The sequence below is a fragment of the Streptomyces sp. NPDC001536 genome (assembly GCF_042894505.1).
In the GTDB taxonomy this organism is placed as follows: domain Bacteria; phylum Actinomycetota; class Actinomycetes; order Streptomycetales; family Streptomycetaceae; genus Streptomyces.
On record NZ_JBIAVQ010000029.1, the window covers coordinates 1 to 17,238 of the forward strand.

At 69.9% G+C, this 17,238-nt stretch carries 19 protein-coding genes and 1 pseudogene; 8 read left to right on the forward strand and 12 right to left on the reverse strand.

Going from position 1 to position 17,238, the window contains the following annotated elements; all coding sequences use genetic code 11:
- The 5 genes and pseudogenes from ACFY0U_RS43995 to hutH form a co-directional block, all read right to left on the reverse strand.
- Window positions 1–410 (reverse strand): annotated as a pseudogene (locus tag ACFY0U_RS43995) (urocanate hydratase); the annotation flags it as partial.
- Between the two features lie 5 nt (window positions 411–415).
- The gene (locus tag ACFY0U_RS44000) at window positions 416–1,198 is read right to left on the reverse strand and encodes an enoyl-CoA hydratase-related protein (protein WP_055634697.1); all 783 of its coding nucleotides are present in this window, start codon (window positions 1,196–1,198) and stop codon (window positions 416–418) included.
- A complete protein-coding gene (locus ACFY0U_RS44005; protein ID WP_388645904.1) occupies window positions 1,191–2,066 on the reverse strand; it encodes a 3-hydroxyacyl-CoA dehydrogenase family protein in 876 nt (291 codons plus the stop codon). Before ACFY0U_RS44005 ends, ACFY0U_RS44000 begins: the two co-directional genes overlap by 8 nt.
- A 20-nt stretch (window positions 2,067–2,086) precedes the next feature.
- Window positions 2,087–3,310, reverse strand: a complete 1,224-nt coding sequence (locus ACFY0U_RS44010; RefSeq protein WP_388645905.1) for a CaiB/BaiF CoA transferase family protein — start codon at window positions 3,308–3,310, stop codon at window positions 2,087–2,089.
- Window positions 3,307–4,848, reverse strand: a complete 1,542-nt coding sequence (hutH, locus tag ACFY0U_RS44015) for a histidine ammonia-lyase (RefSeq protein WP_388645907.1) — start codon at window positions 4,846–4,848, stop codon at window positions 3,307–3,309. The genes ACFY0U_RS44010 and hutH overlap by 4 nt, the downstream gene beginning before the upstream one ends.
- 343 nt (window positions 4,849–5,191) lie before the next feature.
- On the opposite strand from hutH, the gene ACFY0U_RS44020 reads away from it, so the two are divergent.
- The 6 genes from ACFY0U_RS44020 to ACFY0U_RS44045 all read left to right on the forward strand — a co-directional run bounded on the left by ACFY0U_RS44020 (window position 5,192) and on the right by ACFY0U_RS44045 (window position 10,128).
- Window positions 5,192–5,902 (forward strand): IclR family transcriptional regulator, encoded by a 711-nt coding sequence (locus tag ACFY0U_RS44020; RefSeq protein ID WP_388645909.1) that lies wholly within the window; start codon window positions 5,192–5,194, stop codon window positions 5,900–5,902.
- A complete protein-coding gene (locus ACFY0U_RS44025; RefSeq protein ID WP_388645911.1) occupies window positions 5,899–7,071 on the forward strand; it encodes an ABC transporter ATP-binding protein in 1,173 nt (390 codons plus the stop codon). Before ACFY0U_RS44020 ends, ACFY0U_RS44025 begins: the two co-directional genes overlap by 4 nt.
- On the forward strand, window positions 7,068–7,721 hold the full coding sequence (locus tag ACFY0U_RS44030) for an ABC transporter permease (protein WP_351694112.1): 654 nt from the start codon (window positions 7,068–7,070) through the stop codon (window positions 7,719–7,721). The genes ACFY0U_RS44025 and ACFY0U_RS44030 overlap by 4 nt, the downstream gene beginning before the upstream one ends.
- A complete protein-coding gene (locus ACFY0U_RS44035) occupies window positions 7,718–8,455 on the forward strand; it encodes an ABC transporter permease (protein ID WP_388645914.1) in 738 nt (245 codons plus the stop codon). Before ACFY0U_RS44030 ends, ACFY0U_RS44035 begins: the two co-directional genes overlap by 4 nt.
- A 10-nt stretch (window positions 8,456–8,465) precedes the next feature.
- Window positions 8,466–9,404, forward strand: a complete 939-nt coding sequence (locus ACFY0U_RS44040; protein ID WP_388645915.1) for a glycine betaine ABC transporter substrate-binding protein — start codon at window positions 8,466–8,468, stop codon at window positions 9,402–9,404.
- A 271-nt stretch (window positions 9,405–9,675) separates the two neighbouring features.
- Complete coding sequence (locus ACFY0U_RS44045) at window positions 9,676–10,128, forward strand: helix-turn-helix domain-containing protein (protein WP_388645917.1); 453 nt, start codon at window positions 9,676–9,678, stop codon at window positions 10,126–10,128.
- 11 nt (window positions 10,129–10,139) lie between these two features.
- Here ACFY0U_RS44045 and ACFY0U_RS44050 read toward each other — a convergent pair whose 3' ends face one another.
- The 4 genes from ACFY0U_RS44050 to ACFY0U_RS44065 all read right to left on the reverse strand — a co-directional run bounded on the left by ACFY0U_RS44050 (window position 10,140) and on the right by ACFY0U_RS44065 (window position 12,580).
- Window positions 10,140–10,514, reverse strand: coding sequence for an amphi-Trp domain-containing protein (locus tag ACFY0U_RS44050; protein ID WP_388645919.1), 375 nt, complete (start codon window positions 10,512–10,514; stop codon window positions 10,140–10,142).
- A 121-nt stretch (window positions 10,515–10,635) separates the two neighbouring features.
- On the reverse strand, window positions 10,636–11,010 hold the full coding sequence (locus tag ACFY0U_RS44055) for a hypothetical protein (protein WP_388645920.1): 375 nt from the start codon (window positions 11,008–11,010) through the stop codon (window positions 10,636–10,638).
- Window positions 11,011–11,514: 504 nt separating this feature from the next.
- Window positions 11,515–11,961, reverse strand: a complete 447-nt coding sequence (locus ACFY0U_RS44060; RefSeq protein WP_388645986.1) for a hypothetical protein — start codon at window positions 11,959–11,961, stop codon at window positions 11,515–11,517.
- Window positions 11,962–12,031: 70 nt separating this feature from the next.
- Complete coding sequence (locus tag ACFY0U_RS44065; protein WP_388645922.1) at window positions 12,032–12,580, reverse strand: YciI family protein; 549 nt, start codon at window positions 12,578–12,580, stop codon at window positions 12,032–12,034.
- Window positions 12,581–13,475: 895 nt separating this feature from the next.
- On the opposite strand from ACFY0U_RS44065, the gene ACFY0U_RS44070 reads away from it, so the two are divergent.
- Window positions 13,476–13,613: an ANTAR domain-containing protein gene (locus ACFY0U_RS44070; RefSeq protein ID WP_388645923.1), complete on the forward strand. Its 138-nt coding sequence runs from the start codon at window positions 13,476–13,478 to the stop codon at window positions 13,611–13,613.
- A gap of 624 nt (window positions 13,614–14,237) precedes the next feature.
- Here the strand turns inward: ACFY0U_RS44070 and ACFY0U_RS44075 are convergent.
- From ACFY0U_RS44075 to ACFY0U_RS44085, 3 genes are all read right to left on the reverse strand, one after another.
- A complete protein-coding gene (locus ACFY0U_RS44075) occupies window positions 14,238–15,170 on the reverse strand; it encodes an anti-sigma factor RsbA family regulatory protein (RefSeq protein ID WP_388645925.1) in 933 nt (310 codons plus the stop codon).
- Entirely contained in the window at window positions 15,170–15,523 is a 354-nt protein-coding gene (locus ACFY0U_RS44080) for an STAS domain-containing protein (RefSeq protein WP_388645926.1), read from the reverse strand. The genes ACFY0U_RS44075 and ACFY0U_RS44080 overlap by 1 nt, the downstream gene beginning before the upstream one ends.
- Before the next feature lie 497 nt (window positions 15,524–16,020).
- On the reverse strand, window positions 16,021–16,500 hold the full coding sequence (locus ACFY0U_RS44085; RefSeq protein ID WP_388645928.1) for an ATP-binding protein: 480 nt from the start codon (window positions 16,498–16,500) through the stop codon (window positions 16,021–16,023).
- A 146-nt stretch (window positions 16,501–16,646) separates the two neighbouring features.
- Between ACFY0U_RS44085 and ACFY0U_RS44090 the strand changes: the two genes are divergently transcribed.
- The gene (locus ACFY0U_RS44090; protein ID WP_388645930.1) at window positions 16,647–17,024 is read left to right on the forward strand and encodes an STAS domain-containing protein; all 378 of its coding nucleotides are present in this window, start codon (window positions 16,647–16,649) and stop codon (window positions 17,022–17,024) included.
- Window positions 17,025–17,238: the final 214 nt, after the last annotated feature.

The window sequence follows — 17,238 nt, forward strand, 5'->3', positions numbered from 1 at the left end:
GTACCGATGTAGATCCAGGAACCGGCGGTCATCTGCCCGTACATGGTCAGGCCCAGGGCCTCCAGACGGCGGAACTCCTCCCAGTTCGCCCAGTCTCCGACCAGGTTGGAGTTGGCGATCAGCACACGCGGCGCCCACTCGTGGGTCTGCATGACACCGACGGGGCGGCCCGACTGCACCAGCATCGTCTCGTCCTGCTTCAGCGTCCGCAGGGTGCGGACCATGGCGTCGAAGGAGCGCCAGTCACGGGCGGCCTTGCCGGTGCCGCCGTAGACGACGAGCTTGTCGGGGTGCTCGGCGACTTCCGGATCCAGGTTGTTCTGCAGCATCCGCAGGGCGGCTTCCTGCTGCCATCCCAGGGCACTCAGTTCCGTACCGCGCGGCGCTCGTACGGGGCGGGGTCCAGAAATTCCAGTCATCGTTCGTTGCTCCGGCGCTTGTCGAGGAAGGCCCGCAGGCCCTGGGTGTGGTCGTCGGTGGAGGAGTTGAGGGCGGCCAGGCGGCGTTCGGTGCGGATGCCGACGGAGAGGGGCGTCTCGAAGGCCGTCAGCACCGCCTCCTTCGCCAGCCGGACCGCGGTCGCGGGGTGGGCGGCGATGGTGCGGGCCGTGTCGTGGGCTGTGCGGTCGAGCTGGTCGGGGGGTACGACGCGGCTGACGAGGCCGGCGGCGAGGGCTTCGGGGGCGGTGATGGTGCGGCCGGTGAGGATCATGTCCATCGCGAGGGCCTTGCCGACCGCGCGGACGAGGCGTTGGGTGCCGCCCGCACCGGGGATCGCACCGAGACGCAGCTCGGGCTGGCCGAAGCGGGCGGTGTCCGAGGCGATGACGAGGTCGCAGATCATGGCGAGTTCGCAGCCGCCGCCCAGGACATGGCCGTTGACCGCCGCGACGAGAGGGATGCGGGTGGCGTACAGGGCCTCCCACAGGTCGCTGAAGTCGTCGAGGTACGTTCCGACCGGGCCGGACTCCGAGAGTTCCGCCAGGTCGGCGATGTCGGCGCCGGCCGCGAAGAGGCGTTCCGTGCCGCTGATGACGACGCAGCGGACGTCGGGGTCGGCGTCCCAGGCGCGTACGGCGTCCAGCAGAGCCGTCATCATGGCGCGGCTCAACGCGTTGGCCGCTTCGGGGCGGTGGAGGCGGACGTGGCCGACCGCGTCCTCGGTACGGGTCAGAATGGTGCCGGTGCCGTCAGCCATCGTGGGTCAACTGCCTGACGACGGCGTCCCGGTGGGCCTTGACCCGGTCGGCCCGTTCGCCGGGCCACTCGTAGAAGCCGTGTCCCGACTTGGCGCCCAGAGCGCCTTCGGCCACCAGTTTCCTCACGGACTCCGGCACTTCGGCCGAGCGGCTCAGCTCGGGCATCAGGATCGCCGACACCTGCTCGACCACGTCCAGCCCGGCCAGGTCCATCAGCTCCAGTGGGCCGCAGGCCGCCCAGCGTGGGGCGAGCGTCGTACGGACCGCCAGGTCGGCGTCCGCCACGGAGGTCACGCCCGACTCCACCAGGTGCAGCACCTCCCGCAGCACCGCGTACTGGATACGGTTGACGACGAAGCCGGGGACATCCGCCCGTACGACGACGGGCAGCTTGCCGAGCCGCCGGGTCAGCGACTCGGCGCGCTCCATCGCCGTCGCGGTGGTGGCCTCGCCGGCGACGAGTTCGACGAGCGGCATGACCGGCGCGGGATTGAACCAGTGCATGCCGAGGAACCGGCCGGGATCGTCAAGGGCCTTGCCCAGCAGGGTGATCGGCACGCTGGAGGTGTTGGTGGTGAGCAGGCAGTCCGGTGTCACCGCGGCCTCGATCGAGGCGAGGACGTCCTGCTTGAGGGCGACCACTTCGGCGACGTTCTCGCTCACCACGTCCGCGCCGTCCAGCGCCTCCGGCAGCGAACGCGTGCGGAGGACCTCGTCCGGGACGAGAGCGCGCGCGGCGTCCAGGGTGGCTTGGCTGCGGGACCACAAGGCGACCCGGCAGCCCGCTCGGGCGAAGACCTGGGCGATGCCCGCGCCCATGGTCCCGGCGCCGATCACCGCCACGGTGGGCAGTTTCTTCTCCGGCATCTCTTTCTCCATTCAGGGGCTCAGATCGCGCCACGGGCGCGCAGGCCCGCGATCTCGTCGGGGCTCAGCCCGAGCGCGGCGGCCAGCACCTCGTCCGTGTGCTGCCCGAGGACCGGCGCGGGTGCGGGGGCGGCGGGCTGCGCTCCGGAGAAGCGGACGGGCTGTCGCATCACGGCGACCTCGCCGGCCACCGGGTGCCGTGCGGTGCCCAGCAGCTGTCGCTGCCGCGCGTGGTCGCTGTCCAGGGCCTCCTTGAGGCTCCAGATGGGACCTGCCGGTACGCCCGCCGCCTCCAGTCGGTTCACGGCCTGGTCGACCGTCAGGTCACGCGTCCAGTTCTCGATCAGTACCCGGAGTTCGGCGTGGTGGCGGGCGCGCTGGGCGTCCGTGGCGAAGCGGGGGTCGTCGAGGAGTTCGGGCATGCCGGTCTCCTTGCACAGACGGGCGAAGAGGGCGTCGTTGGCGACCGCGAGGACGACCTGTCCGTCGCGGGCGGGAAAGCTGTCCATGGGGGCGGAGACCGGATGACGGTTGCCGATCCGCTCGGGTTCGGTGCCGTCGGCGGTGAACTGGGACAGCGACACGACCAGCAGGGACAGCACGGAGTCGAGCATGGCGACATCCACGTGCTGCCCGTGCCCGGTGACGTCGCGTTGCCGGAGCGCGGCCAGGGCACCGTACGAGCCGTACATCCCGGCGACGACGTCGCCGATGGACTCGCCGACGCGGGTCGGGCCGGTGCCGGGCCAGCCGGTGAGGCTCATGATGCCGCCCATGGCCTGGATGATGTGGTCGTAGGCGGGGCGGTGGGCGAGTGGTCCGGTCTGGCCGAAGCCGGAGATGCTGACGTACACCAGACGCGGGTTGACGGCGGCCAGGGTGTCGTAGTCGATGCCGAGGCGGGCGGTGACGCCGGGCCGGTAGTTCTCGATCAGGATGTCCGTGTCGCGCACCAGGCGGTGCAGCAGGTCGCGGCCCTCGTCGGACTTCAGGTTGAGGGTGATGCCGCGTTTGCCCCGGTTGAGCATCATGAAGTACGAGCTCTCGCCGTTGATGTGCGGGGCGAAGTGCCGGGAGTCGTCGCCGGCGCCGGGCATCTCGACCTTGGTGACCTCGGCTCCGAGGTCACCGAGCAGCGCTCCGCAGAGCGGACCGGCCAGGACCCGGGAGAGGTCGAGGACCTTGACGCCGGACAGCGGGCCTTTCTGATCTGTGTTGTTCTCGCTCGTCACCGTGCTCTTCATCGGGCCAGTCCTCCCACTACTGCTTCCACGGCCGCCACGAGGCTGCCGTCCGCGACCAGCTCCCGGGCCGCCGCGAGGTCGGGGTACATCTCGCGGTCCTCCTCCAGGGCGGCCACCCGCTCCCGGACCGCTCGGTACGCGGCCCCCGTCCCGGCTCCCGGGCGCAGGGTGCCGTGGTGCTCCAGCCCCTGCGCCGCCGCCAGGATCTCGATGCCGAGGCCCTGCTGTGCGTACTCGACCGCCTGCCGGGCCTGCCAGCCGGCGGGGACGCCCATGCTGACGTGGTCCTCCTGCATCGCCGAGGTCGGGATGTTGTGCACGGAGGCGGGCTGGGCGAGTGCGCGGGCCTCGGCGGCCAGCGCGGCGGCGACGTACTGCGGGATCATGAAGCCGGAGTCCTCGCCGCCGGGGGCCGCGAGGAAGGCCGGCAGTTCGCTGAAGTGGGCGTTGGTGAGGCGGTCGGTGCGGCGCTCGGAGATGTTGAGCAGGTGGGTGACGGCGATGGCGAGGACATCCAGCGCCATGGCGACCGGGGCGCCGTGGCCGTTGCCGCCGGTGTGGGCGGTGAGCTCGTCGCCGGCGACGGAGAACAGCGGGTTGTCGGTGACCGAGTTGGCCTCGATGGTGACCGTGCGCTCGGCGTAGTCCAGCGCGTCGCGCACGCTGCCGTGGACCTGGGGCGCGCAGCGCAGGCTCAGCGGGTCCTGGAGGCGGTGGTGACGGTGCGCCGCCACGATCGCGCTGCCGTCGAGCAGGGCGCGCAGGTTCGCGGCGGTGGCCGCCTGGCCGGGGTGCGGGCGGGCCTGCTGGACGCGGGGGTCGAAGGCGCGGTCGTTGCCGCGCAGGGCCTCCAGGCTCATCGCCGCCGCTATGTCGGCGGCGGCCGTCAGCAGCCGGGCGTCGTGGACGGCGAGCGCCGCCATCGCGGTCACCTCGTACGTGCCGCTGATCAGGGCGTGGCCCTCGCGGGGGCCTAGTTCGAGAACGGGCAGACCGGCGCGGCGCATCGCCTCGGCGCCGGGCAGCAGCTCGCCCTCGAAGTACGCCCGGCCGAGACCGGCCGTGACCAGGCCGATGTGTGCGGTGCCGATCAGATAGCCGACCGAGCCGCGGCCGGGGGACCAGGGGGTGACGCCTCGGTTGAGCATCGCGACGAGGGTCTCGACCAGACCGAGGCCCACTCCGCTGCGGCCCTGGGCCATCGCCCGCACGATCAGGAGGATCATGGCGCGCATGACTTCGGGCGGGTAGGGCTCGCCCACCCCGCAGGCATGGCTCTTGAGCATCTTCAGCTGGGCCGACGACACGTGCTCCGGGGCGACCGACACGTCGTAGAGGTCGCCGACGCCCGTGGTGAGCCCGTAGACGGGCGGTCCGTCCGCGTCGAGGCCCGCGAGCATCCGGACGCGCATGCCCTTGACCGCCAGGGCGGCTTCCTCGGTGAGCAGCACCGGGGCGCCGTGCCGTGCCACCGCCACGATGTCGTCAATGGACAGCGGCGTGGATCCGATGGCCACCGGCTCCCGAGAATCACTCACGGCATTCCTTCCCAGCGGTGCGTGTGTATGGAAACGGACGCTAAGGACGCCCGGTTTCGCGTCTCACTCGCCGAGGTTTCTGCCCGATGAAACCCGATTGCCACCAGGCGGCAGAGCGGCCTGCTCAGGATGTTCTTTCGGGCTCCGCGCATATCTGTGGCAGTGCAATCCTGCCCTTCCGGGAGCATTTCCCCTGCCGAGTGGTGACTCTTCGTGTGCAAATAGCCACCATGCGTTTCGCGTATTCCGTCTGGTGGCAATCGGGATTCACTCAACAGAAACCGAACTGAATACATCCGAAAAGAACCGTCCCTAGTGTTGCCACCTATTCAGGAGGTGGGGCATGGGCGAAACGTCGACACGGACGGCGGAGCGGGCGATGGCTCTGCTCGGCGTGGTCTGCGAGCACGGGGCCATCACCCTGGCGGAGAGCGCCCGGGAGACCGGGCTGGCGGCCAGCACCGCGCTGCGCCTCTTGCGCGCGCTGGAGAACGGCGGCTTCGTACGACGCGAGGCCGACGGATCGTTCCGCCCCGGCACCCGGATCGTGCAGTTCGGGGCACGGGCCCTGAGTCACGAGTCCCTGGTGCCCTACTGCCGCGAGGCGATGGAACGGATCGTCGCAGTGACCCGGGAGTCGGTGTACCTGAGCATCCCCTCGCACGAGGACACCGCCCTGTACATCGCGATCACCGAGGGCACTCACTCGGTCCGGCACACCAGTTGGGTGGGCCGGACGATCCCCCGGCGCGCCAGCGCGGTCGGGGCGGTGTTCGCGGGGGAGACGCCGGCCCGGGGTTACGTCGTCGTGGAGGACGGCGTCGAGAACGACGTCACCGCGATCGCGGCACCACTGCTCACCGGATCCAGGGTGATCGCCGCCCTGAGCGTGGTGGTCCCCGACTACCGGCTGCGCGGCGACAAGGTCGTACGGATCGGAGCCCGGCTCGCCGGTGAGGCCCACGACCTGTCGCGTTCGCTCGGCGGACAGCTACCGCCGCCGGCACAGCCGGCACAGCCGACATACGGCACCGTAACGGAGAGAATGTCATGATCCGATTCGACAACGTCACCAAGGCATATCCGGACGGTACGGTCGCCGTCGACCGGCTCAGTCTGGAGGCACCGACCGGGAAGATCACCGTTCTGGTGGGGCCGTCCGGCTGCGGCAAGACCACCTCCATGCGCATGGTCAACCGCCTGATCGAGCCCACCTCCGGCACCATCACACTGGGCGGACAGCCGGTCTCCGGGACCGACGCCACCGAGCTGCGACGGAAAATCGGTTACGTCATCCAGCACGCCGGCCTCTTCCCGCACAAGAACGTCGCCGACAACGTCATGGCGCTCCCCCGGCTCCTCGGGCTCGGCCGCCGCGAGGCCCGGACCCGGGCCCTGGAACTGCTGGAACGGGTCGGCCTCGGCCCGCAGTTCGCCGACCGCTACCCCTGGCAGTTGTCCGGCGGCCAGCAGCAGCGCGTCGGTGTCGCCCGCGCACTGGCCGCCGACCCGCCCTACCTGCTGATGGACGAGCCGTTCAGCGCCGTCGACCCGGTCGTACGCGCCCAGTTGCAGGAGGAGTTCCTCCGCCTCCAGCGCGAGATCGGCAAGACGATCGTGCTGGTCACCCATGACATCGACGAGGCGCTCAAGCTCGGCGACCAGGTCGCGGTGCTCCGCGAGGGCGGGCGGCTCGCACAGGCCGCGGCCCCGGCCGAGCTGCTGGCCCGGCCCGCCGACGCCTTCGTCGCGGGCTTCGTCGGCCGTGACCGGGGCTACCGGGCGCTGGGCTTCGCCGGTACGGGAGACGGCGTCATTCCCGCCGCCGAGCCTGCCGTCGTGCTCGGCGCGACGCGCGCCGAGGCCGAGGCGGCGGCGCTGGACGGCTGGATCCTGGTCACCGCCCCCGGCGGTGAGCCGGTCGGCTGGGCCGCGCTCAACCGGCTCGACGGCGACCGGGTCACCGAGCAGGACCTCAACCTCAGCGCCACCACGGCCCGCACGGACGGCACCCTCCGCGAACTGCTGGACGCGGCACTGTCCTCTCCCAGCGGTCGCGGTGTCCTGGTCGACGCCGAAGGACACCTGGCCGGGACCGTGTCGCCGACAGCCGTGGCCCGCGCGATCGAAGAGGCCGCAGCCGCCTCGGCGACCGCCCCTGCGGGGGCCATCGCTGGGTCCGTCGAGTCCGCCGCCGAGGCCCCCGCCGGGAGCCACCTGTGACCGCCGCGGAATGGCTCCGCCACAACGCCGGAGAGATCGCCGACCTCACCGCATGGCACCTCTGGCTGTCCATACTGCCGCTGCTCATCGGCCTGCTGGTCGCGCTGCCGCTGGGCCGGCTGGCCCACCGCAGCCGCCGGCTCTACCCGCTGCTGGTGGCGCTGGCCGGGCTGGTCTACACCGTGCCCTCCCTCGCTCTGTTCATCCTGCTGCCGAAGTTGCTCGGCACCCGGATCCTCGACCCGGTCAACGTGGTCATCGCGCTGAGCGTCTACACAACGGCGCTCCTGGTGCGGGTCGTGGCCGACGGACTCGCTGCCGTACCCGCCGACGTCATCCAGTCCGCCCACGCCATGGGCTACCGGTCGCACCAGCGGCTGATACGGATCGAACTGCCCATCGCCGTACCGGTCATCGCCGCCGGGCTGCGGGTCGCGGCGGTCTCCAACGTCAGCATCGTGTCCATGGCTGCGCTGCTCGGTGTGCCGCAGCTCGGCTCGCTGTTCACGCAGGGCTTCCAGCTGCACTTCTTCACCCCGATCGTCACCGGCGTCGTACTGAGCCTGGTCATCGCGCTGGTGCTGGACGGGCTGATCCTGCTCGCCGGCCACTCGCTCACCCCTTGGCAGCCCAGGAGGTCCGCCCGATGAGCACGAGCATCACCGGCTGGCTCACCGATCCCGTCAACTGGAGCGGTCCCGACGGCATCCCCGCCCAGACCCTGGTCCACCTCGAACTGTCCGGCATGGCGCTGGGCATCGCCCTCGTCATCGGCGTACCCGTCGGCCTCCTGATCGGTCACACCGGGCGCGGCGCCTTCCTGGTGGGCGGCCTCGCCAACGCGCTGCGTGCCCTGCCGACGCTGGGTGTGCTGATGATCGCGGTGCTGCTGATCACCCCGCACATCGCCTCCGACCTGGCGTTCACCATTCCGAGCCTGATCGTGCTCGTCCTGCTCGCGGTGCCGCCGATCCTGACCAACACCTACGCGGGTGTCTTCGCGGTGGACGCCGCCGCCGTCGACGCCGCGCGCGGCATGGGCTGGCGTCGCCGGGACATCCTGCTGCGCGTTCAACTGCCGTGCGCGCTGCCGCTGATCCTGTCCGGGATCCGGGCCGCGGCGCTGCAGATCATCGCGACCGCGACCGTGGCCGCTTACGTCTCGCTCGGCGGTCTCGGCCGGTTCCTCATCGACGGCCTCGCCCAGAGCGACTACGCGCAGATGGCGGGCGGAGCGATCCTCGTCGCCGCGCTCGCCCTGGCCGTCGAACTCCTCCTGCTCGGGCTGGCCAGGCTCCTCGTCTCGCCCGGCCTCACCCGCAGGGTCTCCCGCCGCACTTCCCCTCCCCCAGTACCGGCATCCGCCACCGCCACCGCACAGTGAAGAGAGTCCCATGAACAGCACGTCCACAAGAAGCAAGAAGCTCCTCGGCCTCGCGGCCTTGACCGCCACCGGCGCCCTCGTCCTCACCGCGTGCGGCAGCGGCGGTGACCCGATGAGCACCAGCGCCACGGCCGGCGCCTCGTCCGCCGCCGACACCATCACCGTCGGGTCGGCGAACTTCACGGAGAGCCAACTCCTCGCCACCATCTACGCGGAGGCGCTGAAGGCCAAGGGCGTCAAGGTCAAGACCCGGCTGAACATCGGCAGCCGGGAGACGTACATCCCCGCGCTCAAGGACGGCTCGATCGATCTCCTCCCGGAGTACACGGGCGCGCTGCTCCAGTACTTCGACCCGAAGACGAAGGCCAGCAGCCCGGCCGAGGTCTCCGCCGCGCTGACCAAGGCGCTGCCCTCCGGCATCTCCGCGCTCAAGCAGTCCACGGCGGAGGACAAGGACGTGCTGGCCGTCACCCAGAAGACGGCGACCGCCCACGACCTCACCACCATCTCCGACCTCGCCCCGGTGGCCGGCACGATGGCACTGGGCGCACCGCCGGAGTGGAAGACCCGGGTCAACGGCGTAGTCGGGCTGAAGAACGTCTACGGGTTGTCCTTCAAGAAGTTCGTCTCGCTGGACGCCGGAGGCCCGCTGACCCTCGCCGCCATCACCAACAACCAGGTGCAGGTCGGTGACCTGACCAGCACGGACCCCGCCATCGCCAAGAACAAGCTCGTCACCCTCAAGGACGACAAGAACCTCTTCCTGGCCGAGAACATCCTGCCCGTCATCAACAAGGACAAGGTCACCCCCACCGTCACCAGCACCCTCAACGCCGTGTCCGCGGCGCTGACCACCGAGGGACTCATGGAGCTGAACAGCAAGGTCGCCAAGCTCGACGACATGAGCGACGTCGCCAAGGCCTGGCTCACGTCCGCCGGTCTGAGCTGATCTCCATCGCCTTCTCAGCCTCGTCTCACGTTCTCTCGCTGATCTGGGTCTTCGAACTTGAGCGGTGTGCCCTTCGTGTGCGCTGACTGACAGTCACTGCACGGTGGTGGGTGGGCTGTTGGTGGCCCTGGACGCAGGACGCCCGTGGTCCTGGGTGATCATTTCTGTTGTCTAGGCAGAATGATCGTCTGGGAGCCACGGGCTTGGTCAACGATACGACGTTGCTGCTGGACCTCGACGGGGTGTCCGTCATGCGGGTCGAGCGGCTTCAGTGCGGTGGGCGCCGGGTCCATCTGGCCGCGGCGGATGCCTCGGCCAGGGCCCGCCCGGCCTGCGGGGTCTTCGCCTCCCGCGTGAAGGGCTGGCCGGCCCCCGGCCACGTGATCTGCCCTACGGGGAGGGCAGGCTGGAGTTCGTCTGGCACAAGCGGCGCTGGTGGTGCCGTGAGACGGCCTGTCCACGGCGGTCGTTCACCGAGCGGATCGAGCAGATACCGGCCGGGGCCCGGATCACCGGGCGGCTGCGGGCCGCGTCCGGGCGGCGCGTGCGGGATGCCGGCTCCACGGTCATCCAGGCGGCCCGTGATCTCCACCTGTCCTGGCCGACCCTGATGGGCTCCTTCCGCGCCGCCGCCCGCGAGGACGTCGAGGCTCCGCCGCCCGAGGTCGAGGTGCTGGGCATGGATGAGACCAGGCGCGGCAAGCCCCGCTGGGAAGAGGCCTGAAGGCCGATGCACTACGAATGAATTCCGGTAGCGGCCCGCCTCGCGCCTTTGCTCCTGTTGGTGCCCGCACTGCCGCGGCGCGTTGGCTTGGCGGGCACGCTCTTCTGCGTTGTGGCCTTCTTTGTGCCGGCCACCGCCCGCGATGGCGCTGTCCGGGGCGATGCGATCGGCCACTTGAACTCGATCTCCAGCTCAATCTCCCCATCATCGATCTCGACCTCTAGCTCGCTGTCGAGGTCGTCGGGGATCCGCAGGCTCAGCGTTCCGGAGCTGAGTTCCAGTTCGGCATCCGTACCTTCCCTCAGCGCGGTTGCGAGTGCCGTGAGCTGGTCGGCTGCCTCAAGACGGGACAGCGAGCGCTTCTGTTCAAACTTGAGGTCTTTCATGGGTGTCTCCGATCCGGGACGGCCTGGGCCCGGGGTCGCAAACCCGAGGCCTCCCCTGTTTCAGTGTTCTGACGGCTGGGAGCGGTGCACGGTGCCCAGATCACGAAGCCGTTGATCGCGATCAGGACGATGGCCCAGAACGGGGCGTAGGGGATCCAGAGGAAGTTCGCGAGCATGGCCAGGCCGACCAGCCCCACGCCGACGCGCCCCTCGCCCAGGTGGCACCCTGGAACAGGGCAGCTCCAGCGAGAGTAATGACCACGCCCATGAGCAGATGGACGCAGCCCCATCCGGTGATATCGAACTCGTACACGTAGTTGCGGGCGGCGACGAACACGTCGTCGTTGGCAATGGCGGCGATGCCCGCGAAAAGCGTCATCAGACCACCGAAGATCATCATGACGCCCGCGAAGACCACCCACCCGCTGCCGATACTGGACCTCCCCGGACTTCGCACGGCCGCACCCGAGCGGCTCCCACTCACATGACTGGTCATCGCAGAATCCTTCGTGTCGTACGGCCTCGCAACGGCGCGTCGCGCTCTGCCCGTCGGCCTGGTTCCCTTCGCAGGGATCGCGGGGAATTACGCACCCGGTCGTTTCGCATGTCGATCCCGGCGCCGACGCACGGTAAAGGCACTGGCGAGCATGCCGAGGCCCCAGGCGATGAGAAGGGCACCCCCATGGCGGCATGGTCGCCTCTGGGATGAGAAGGCAGATCTCGACATCCCCGCGGTTCTCGAAAATGAGGTCCAGATCGATCGTGGTGATCAGAACGAACGGTGCGGTGCGCCGGACACCGGGGCGGGACAGGAATGGTGTCTGCGGCTGCTGCTGTCGGCGTGTGGTGGTTCGAGCCATGAGATGTCTCCATCACATTGCCCCTCCATCCAGCCTCCTCCCCCAGCACACGGCTCGCTACCGGAATTCATTCGCAGTGCATCGGCCTTCAGGCCGGTGGTGAAGCGAATGTGACGGTGGCGGCGCGGAGCGTCGCAGACTCAGGTCCGTCGGCGCCGACCACTGCGTTCCTTGCCGACGGCGCGGAGCGTCGTGAGGGCTTCGCCAGGCGGAGCCCGGGCGGGAGCCGGGCGGTTCTCGCACCGGCCGGATCTGCTGCTCAGCAGCACGTTGCCCACCGGCGCCTGCTGACGCCCGGCCAAGGCGCCGTCCACCAGCAACTCCAGCATCCCGGTCGGGCGAGGGTGGAGGTCGGAGTCGAGCTGGCCGGTGGAGGTGAGTACCTCGACCTCCCATGTGTGTGCATCGGTGCGGAACACCAGCCGCGCCCCCGAAGGCATCACGGTCACCCCGTAGACCGACGGATCCTGGTACTGCTCCTTGGTCCACGCGGGCAACCGGCGCTGTATCACCCCTGCCTGTGTGGTCTCCAGGTCCAGGGCGCCCCGTAGCTCCACCGGCCCGCCCACCAGCGGAACCGCCCGCATCGCCACCGTCACCGCTCCTGCCCCAGGTCAATGGGGTCCGAAGACGACATCGACCCGGCGCCTTCGTGGCTCATCGGCGCCCGCCGAACTCCCAGTCGTGGACCTCGATGTCCGCGTACCGCTCCGCGGTCAGGACGGCTCGTGCCGTCTCCGGATCCGGTGCCCTGAGCAGCACCGCCGTACCCAGCCAGGTGTCGCCGTCGTCGGACAGGAGCGGCCCGTACGCGACCAGATCATCCCGGTCCGACGGCAGGGCAGAATCGGCGGCCGGGCCCTCGCCGAGACCGAGCACCAGGTACCGGTTGCCACCGCTCCGGCCACCGGGGAAATCCCACATGGTGCGCCCCAGCATGTTGCGCCAGCGGCGCAGCAGCACGTCCCGGTACGCGCCGGCCTGGTAGTTGGGCTCGTCGAAGGCGAACGCGCGGGCAGCGGCGGGATCGGGCAGGTCGACGATGTGCACGCTGCCGGTGAGTGTCTCACCGTCATCAGCGAAGGTCGGGCCGCGAGCGATCAGCTCCTTCGCGTACCGGTCCATGTAGGACCAGTGCTCCTCCCCCAACTCCTCGCGCAACGCGAGGGAGCCGGGCCGGTCACGGTGGTAGCAGAAGAACTCCATGACCACAGACCCTTCCCCGTCAAAGGCACCATCTCAACTGGCTTTTGGCGACGATGACCCCGCGCTCCGGACGAGGCAGCATGGGCGGGCAAGACAAGTCCGGGCACATCCCGTGCATACAGCTGGACTACCGGGACCATCGCGACCGGCTCCGGCCCTACAGAGCGTCGAGCGGCTTGTAGTGGTCCGGTTCGGCGCACATCGGCCAGGGCTCGTCGGACGGCCACAGCAACGGGCCCGCCGATGGAACTGTCCCCCGGGCCCGGCTGCCCGGCCCGGGAGTAGCGGAATGGTGACCTCGCGCGCCGTACCGATCAGCTCTGGAAAGACGGCCTCAACATCGAAGGAAAGCGGAGCCAGCGGCCGGGTCCCGGGCGGTGTCCTGCTGCGCGTGCTCTGACGGCATGGCGTCTCTGCTGCTTGTGGTCGTAACGCCGCCGGCGCCAGCCCCCGCCCCGCCTCCCGTTGCTCCCCGTTCAGCCCGTCGGCGACAGGCCCGCCACATGCCGACGCTATCCGGGAGTTCGTACCCGTGCTCTGCGGGGCGGGGACCCTGGATTCGTCCTGCTGCTGAAGCACTTCGTCACGGCAGCCGATGGACCCGCCCTGATAGCCCTGCACAACGACCTGATGGATGCCGCCCGGGACGTGCTACCGGAGCTCAACTGAGCGACTCCAAGGTCGGCCCGGTCAGCTCGTTGATACAAGGTCCAGCGCAGGTGGCTGCGATCCGCCGCCTGGCGGCCGATGGCCAGGTGGGGGTCCGACGGCACCTTCAAGGCGATGTTCTGAAGTTCTCCGGTGGCGGCCTGCAGACCTGAGTGAGATGCAGTGATCACAAAGGGTGCGATCGGTTCCGTGTGCCGGTAGACGCCGGGCAGGCGTCCACCAGGCGATGGACAGCCGGCCCCGGATGGGCATGGCCCGCGGGGTCCTGATCGCTCAACTCGGCTGCTCGGCCGAGGAGTCGTGGGAAATCCTGGTCGAGGTGTCCCAGCACAGCAACACCCGGATACGTGTCCTGGCCGAGTAGATGATCGCGGCCGTGACGGGCAAGGAACCCTTTCCCGACAGCCTGCGGGATCACCTGGTCACCGCGATGGCACGAAGGTCAGTGCCTGAGCATGAGCCCGGCTTGACGGGGTAGACGCGCAGCGCCGGCCGGGGAAGGACCGTGTCCTGGGGAGGTCAAACGGTCCTTCCCCGTTCTCGAGACCGTCAGGACGACGTCCCGGCCCGGGCCAGCCGGCATCGTGCCCGCGGGACACCCCTTCCCGACGAACGAGCCCGTGCCGGTCAGCTGACCCCCGGCAGCACTTCCAAGGCGACATCCGCCAGTTCGTCTCGCAGAGCTATCAGAGCCGGGGCGTCCGCAGCCGCGACGAAGTGAGTCAGCAGCGGGACGAACACAGCGCCTCCCCTCAACACCGCTCACAGGGACTCCCCCAGCCTGTCCGGAACGAGCCCCCGGCAACACAGGAAGGCCAGCCGCCAGCGCGCGCCGTCCCGCAGCGCGGAACGCGCCGAGACCATCCGCCGGGCATTCCCCGCTCCTCGCCGGCCAGCCCCCGGCGCCGCCTGGAGTCGTAAATCGTTGCGGCGTGAAGCAGAAGCGGGGCGGGCGGCCGCCCTGACAGGTGGCCGCCCACGCGCGCTGTCACAAGCTGAGGTAGAAGCGCACGGTCGTGCCGTCGTCGCCGGTGTGCATGCGCACCAGGTCGGCCACGTAGTGGACCAGCATCAGGCCCCGGCCGCCCAGTTGGCCTTGCTCCGGCGGGCGGCGGCCGGCCAGCGGATCGGTCAGCCGGCCCGCATCGCGGACCTCGCACACCAGCTGTCCCTGCTCGGCCCAGACGGCGAGTGTGCCGCGGCCTCCGCCGTGGACCACGCTGTTGGTCGTCAGCTCCGCGACCGCCAGCTCCACGTCCATGAGCCGCTTCCCGGCCAGGCCCAACCGCATCGCCTGAGCGAGAGCGAACTGGCGGATCGCCGGAAGGTCCTCAGCACCGTAGGAGAAGGCTGCGGCGTCCGGTGCAGGCGCAAGCGTCTGGTTGTACCGGTCTACGACTGCCTGCCAGTCGTAGACGTCGCTGACCGACTCATGGCCTTCCCCGCTGATGAGGGTCGGGTGGGTAACCCGCGCATCGGCGATCACCTGCGGATCCAGCCGCACCTCGTCGTAGGGGCACAGGATCGTCACCGCCCGGCCCTCGAACGCGGCGTTGATCAGCGCTTCGTGCTGGGCGCACGCCGGGTACTCCACCGCGCTGCGCCCGGCCCAGATCGGCTCGCCGATGATCCGCACCCGCCCGTTCGGGTGGGCGTCGGCGAATCCGCGCAGCACCTTGGGAATGATGCGCCCCGGGTTGCGGCCGGCCTCGGTCATGTCCAGGAACAGGATGCCCTCGGCGTCCCCGCCCAGACCTGCCTGGATCAGCTCCAGGTTGGGGCCGGGCACCGCCACGGCCATCGGCTCGCCGTTGGTCAGGCCCTCGCGCAGGAAGGCCACCGTCTGCTGCGTGTACTCCTGCTCGGTGCGGTAGAAGAGGGCAGGGTGCACGAACGCCTCGTGGGTGGTCACCGTGCTCATCACAGAGCCACCTCGATCCGGTCCAGGCCCGGCCAGAACATCTCCAGGACCCGCGGCAGCTGCGGTGGGGGATTCTCGACCACGACCCTCCCGTCGGGCAGGTTCATGGCGGTGACCGCCAGCGCGGTTACCCCGGCCACGTCGACGAACGCCACATCCGACAGCTCCAGGTACGACACATCCGCGTGCCGCCGGGCCAGCTCGGACAGTGCCTGCTCCCACGACGGGCGAGTGAGGGCGCTGATCTCACCGCGGGCGCGTATCCCGGAACGACCGGGCAACGGGCTCACCTCCAACGCGGCCCTCCCGGGCAGTGCCGGGGCGGTCCTGCCCGCCACATGTGGGGCATCCACGCTCGGACTCCTTCGCATCAAGCCGCCTGCCGGCCCTCCCGGCACGGGAGAGGAAGAGTTCCTCCCGACGGGGCAGTGTATCCAGGCGGCAGAACGCCGGGTTCTGTGAGCGGGAGCGAGCGACGTCCATCGACGGTTTGGGACAGCGCTCGGGGATCGCGGAGCCCGAAAATGTCGATGGGGGCCGGACGTTGACGTCAGCCGCAACGGCCCCGGGTGCGAGCGTCATGGGTGCGGGGACGCGCGGTCGATCACTTCTTCAGGCACGTGCCGGTTGATGCTTCGCTGGTGGGGTGCTGGCAGGCCGGCACGGTTCGTGGTGGCCCGCGGGGGTGACAGGTTCTCGAACACGGTCAGGGCGCGGCGCTGCCCGATGTCCTTCTCAGGGAATTGCACGCAGCGCTGGCCCGTCACGCCGCCTCACGCCCCGTCAGACGGGGGCTGCGGTGTCGTCCACAGTGGCCGGGGCGGTTTCCGCTGGAAGCCGACCTGGCCATCTACAGGGAGCTGCGGCCGGTGATGGCGCTGCCGGGGTCGTCCAGGAGGGCGATGCGGGCGGTGATGCGCTTGCCGACCGGCTCCCGCTGCGCTTCCAAGCCCTGAACGACAGCCAAGACGACCTCCAGACCGTGTTGACCCACCCGGCCCGCGTCGGTGACCCGGGCCACCGGCAGCACCGGATCGCAGTCCCACACCACCACCTCGACCACGTCGCCGACGACGCGCAAGTCCAGCAGCACCGGGCCCGGCGCGTACTTGCGGGCATTGGTGACCAGCTCGCTGACCACCAACTGGGTCAGGTCCACGGCACGCTGCGAGACCGGCAGGCCATGCTCGGCCTGAACGCGCATGAGGAAGCCGGCGGCGATGTGGCGGGCCCGTGCGATGCACGCGCCGTCGCCCTCCAAGGCCACCGTCGTCTGTATCGCCTGCTCATCCGGTACCGCGCTGTCCTCACCCACCGGGGCTGGTTCCATCGCGGCTCGCTTCTCCTACCCCGTTCACACCCCGCGCGTACCCACGCCTGCTTGGTACACGCTTTACGCCCTGGTCGCGATGGCATTACCCGATCGGTGCAGGGCACCGCTGCAGGTGAAGGTCTTGGTGTGCCAGTATCACCGACATGGCCGATGGAGAGATGGCGGACACCGGACAAGCCGCGCAGCCGGGCCGGCTGACGGTGGTCTCCACCGCCACCGACGGCATCCGTGTGCTGACCCTGGCCGGAGAGATCGATTACGACACCGGCCAGTCGCTCCGCCAGGCCCTGGACGCCGCCGAAACCCCTCGCCCCCGCATCGTGGTCGATCTGAGCCGTGTCACCTTCATGGATTCCACCGGCATCAACCTCTTCATCGCCGCCCACCGCGACCTCATCGAGGCCGGCGGCTGGATGCGTCTGGCGGCACCGACCCAGGCGGTGATGCGCACCCTGCAGATCGTCGGCGTCGACGCCGTCATCGACTGCCGCGAAACCCTCCGACAAGCCCTCAGCAACTGACCTCTCCCCCGTACCGCCGTGGGCTGCCCCGACCAGCTCGGTGTGGTCCAAGCCGAGCAAATACCTGCCGAGGGACGCGCGATTCGCTCAGCGGGTAGGACTCGCGCACTTCGGTCGCGGGAGGGCGGTACCCGCGCACGGGGTACCGCCCTGCTGCGTACTGACCAATGCTGCGTACTCCCCCAACGCCGCGTACCCTCTCCGCCTCGCGGCC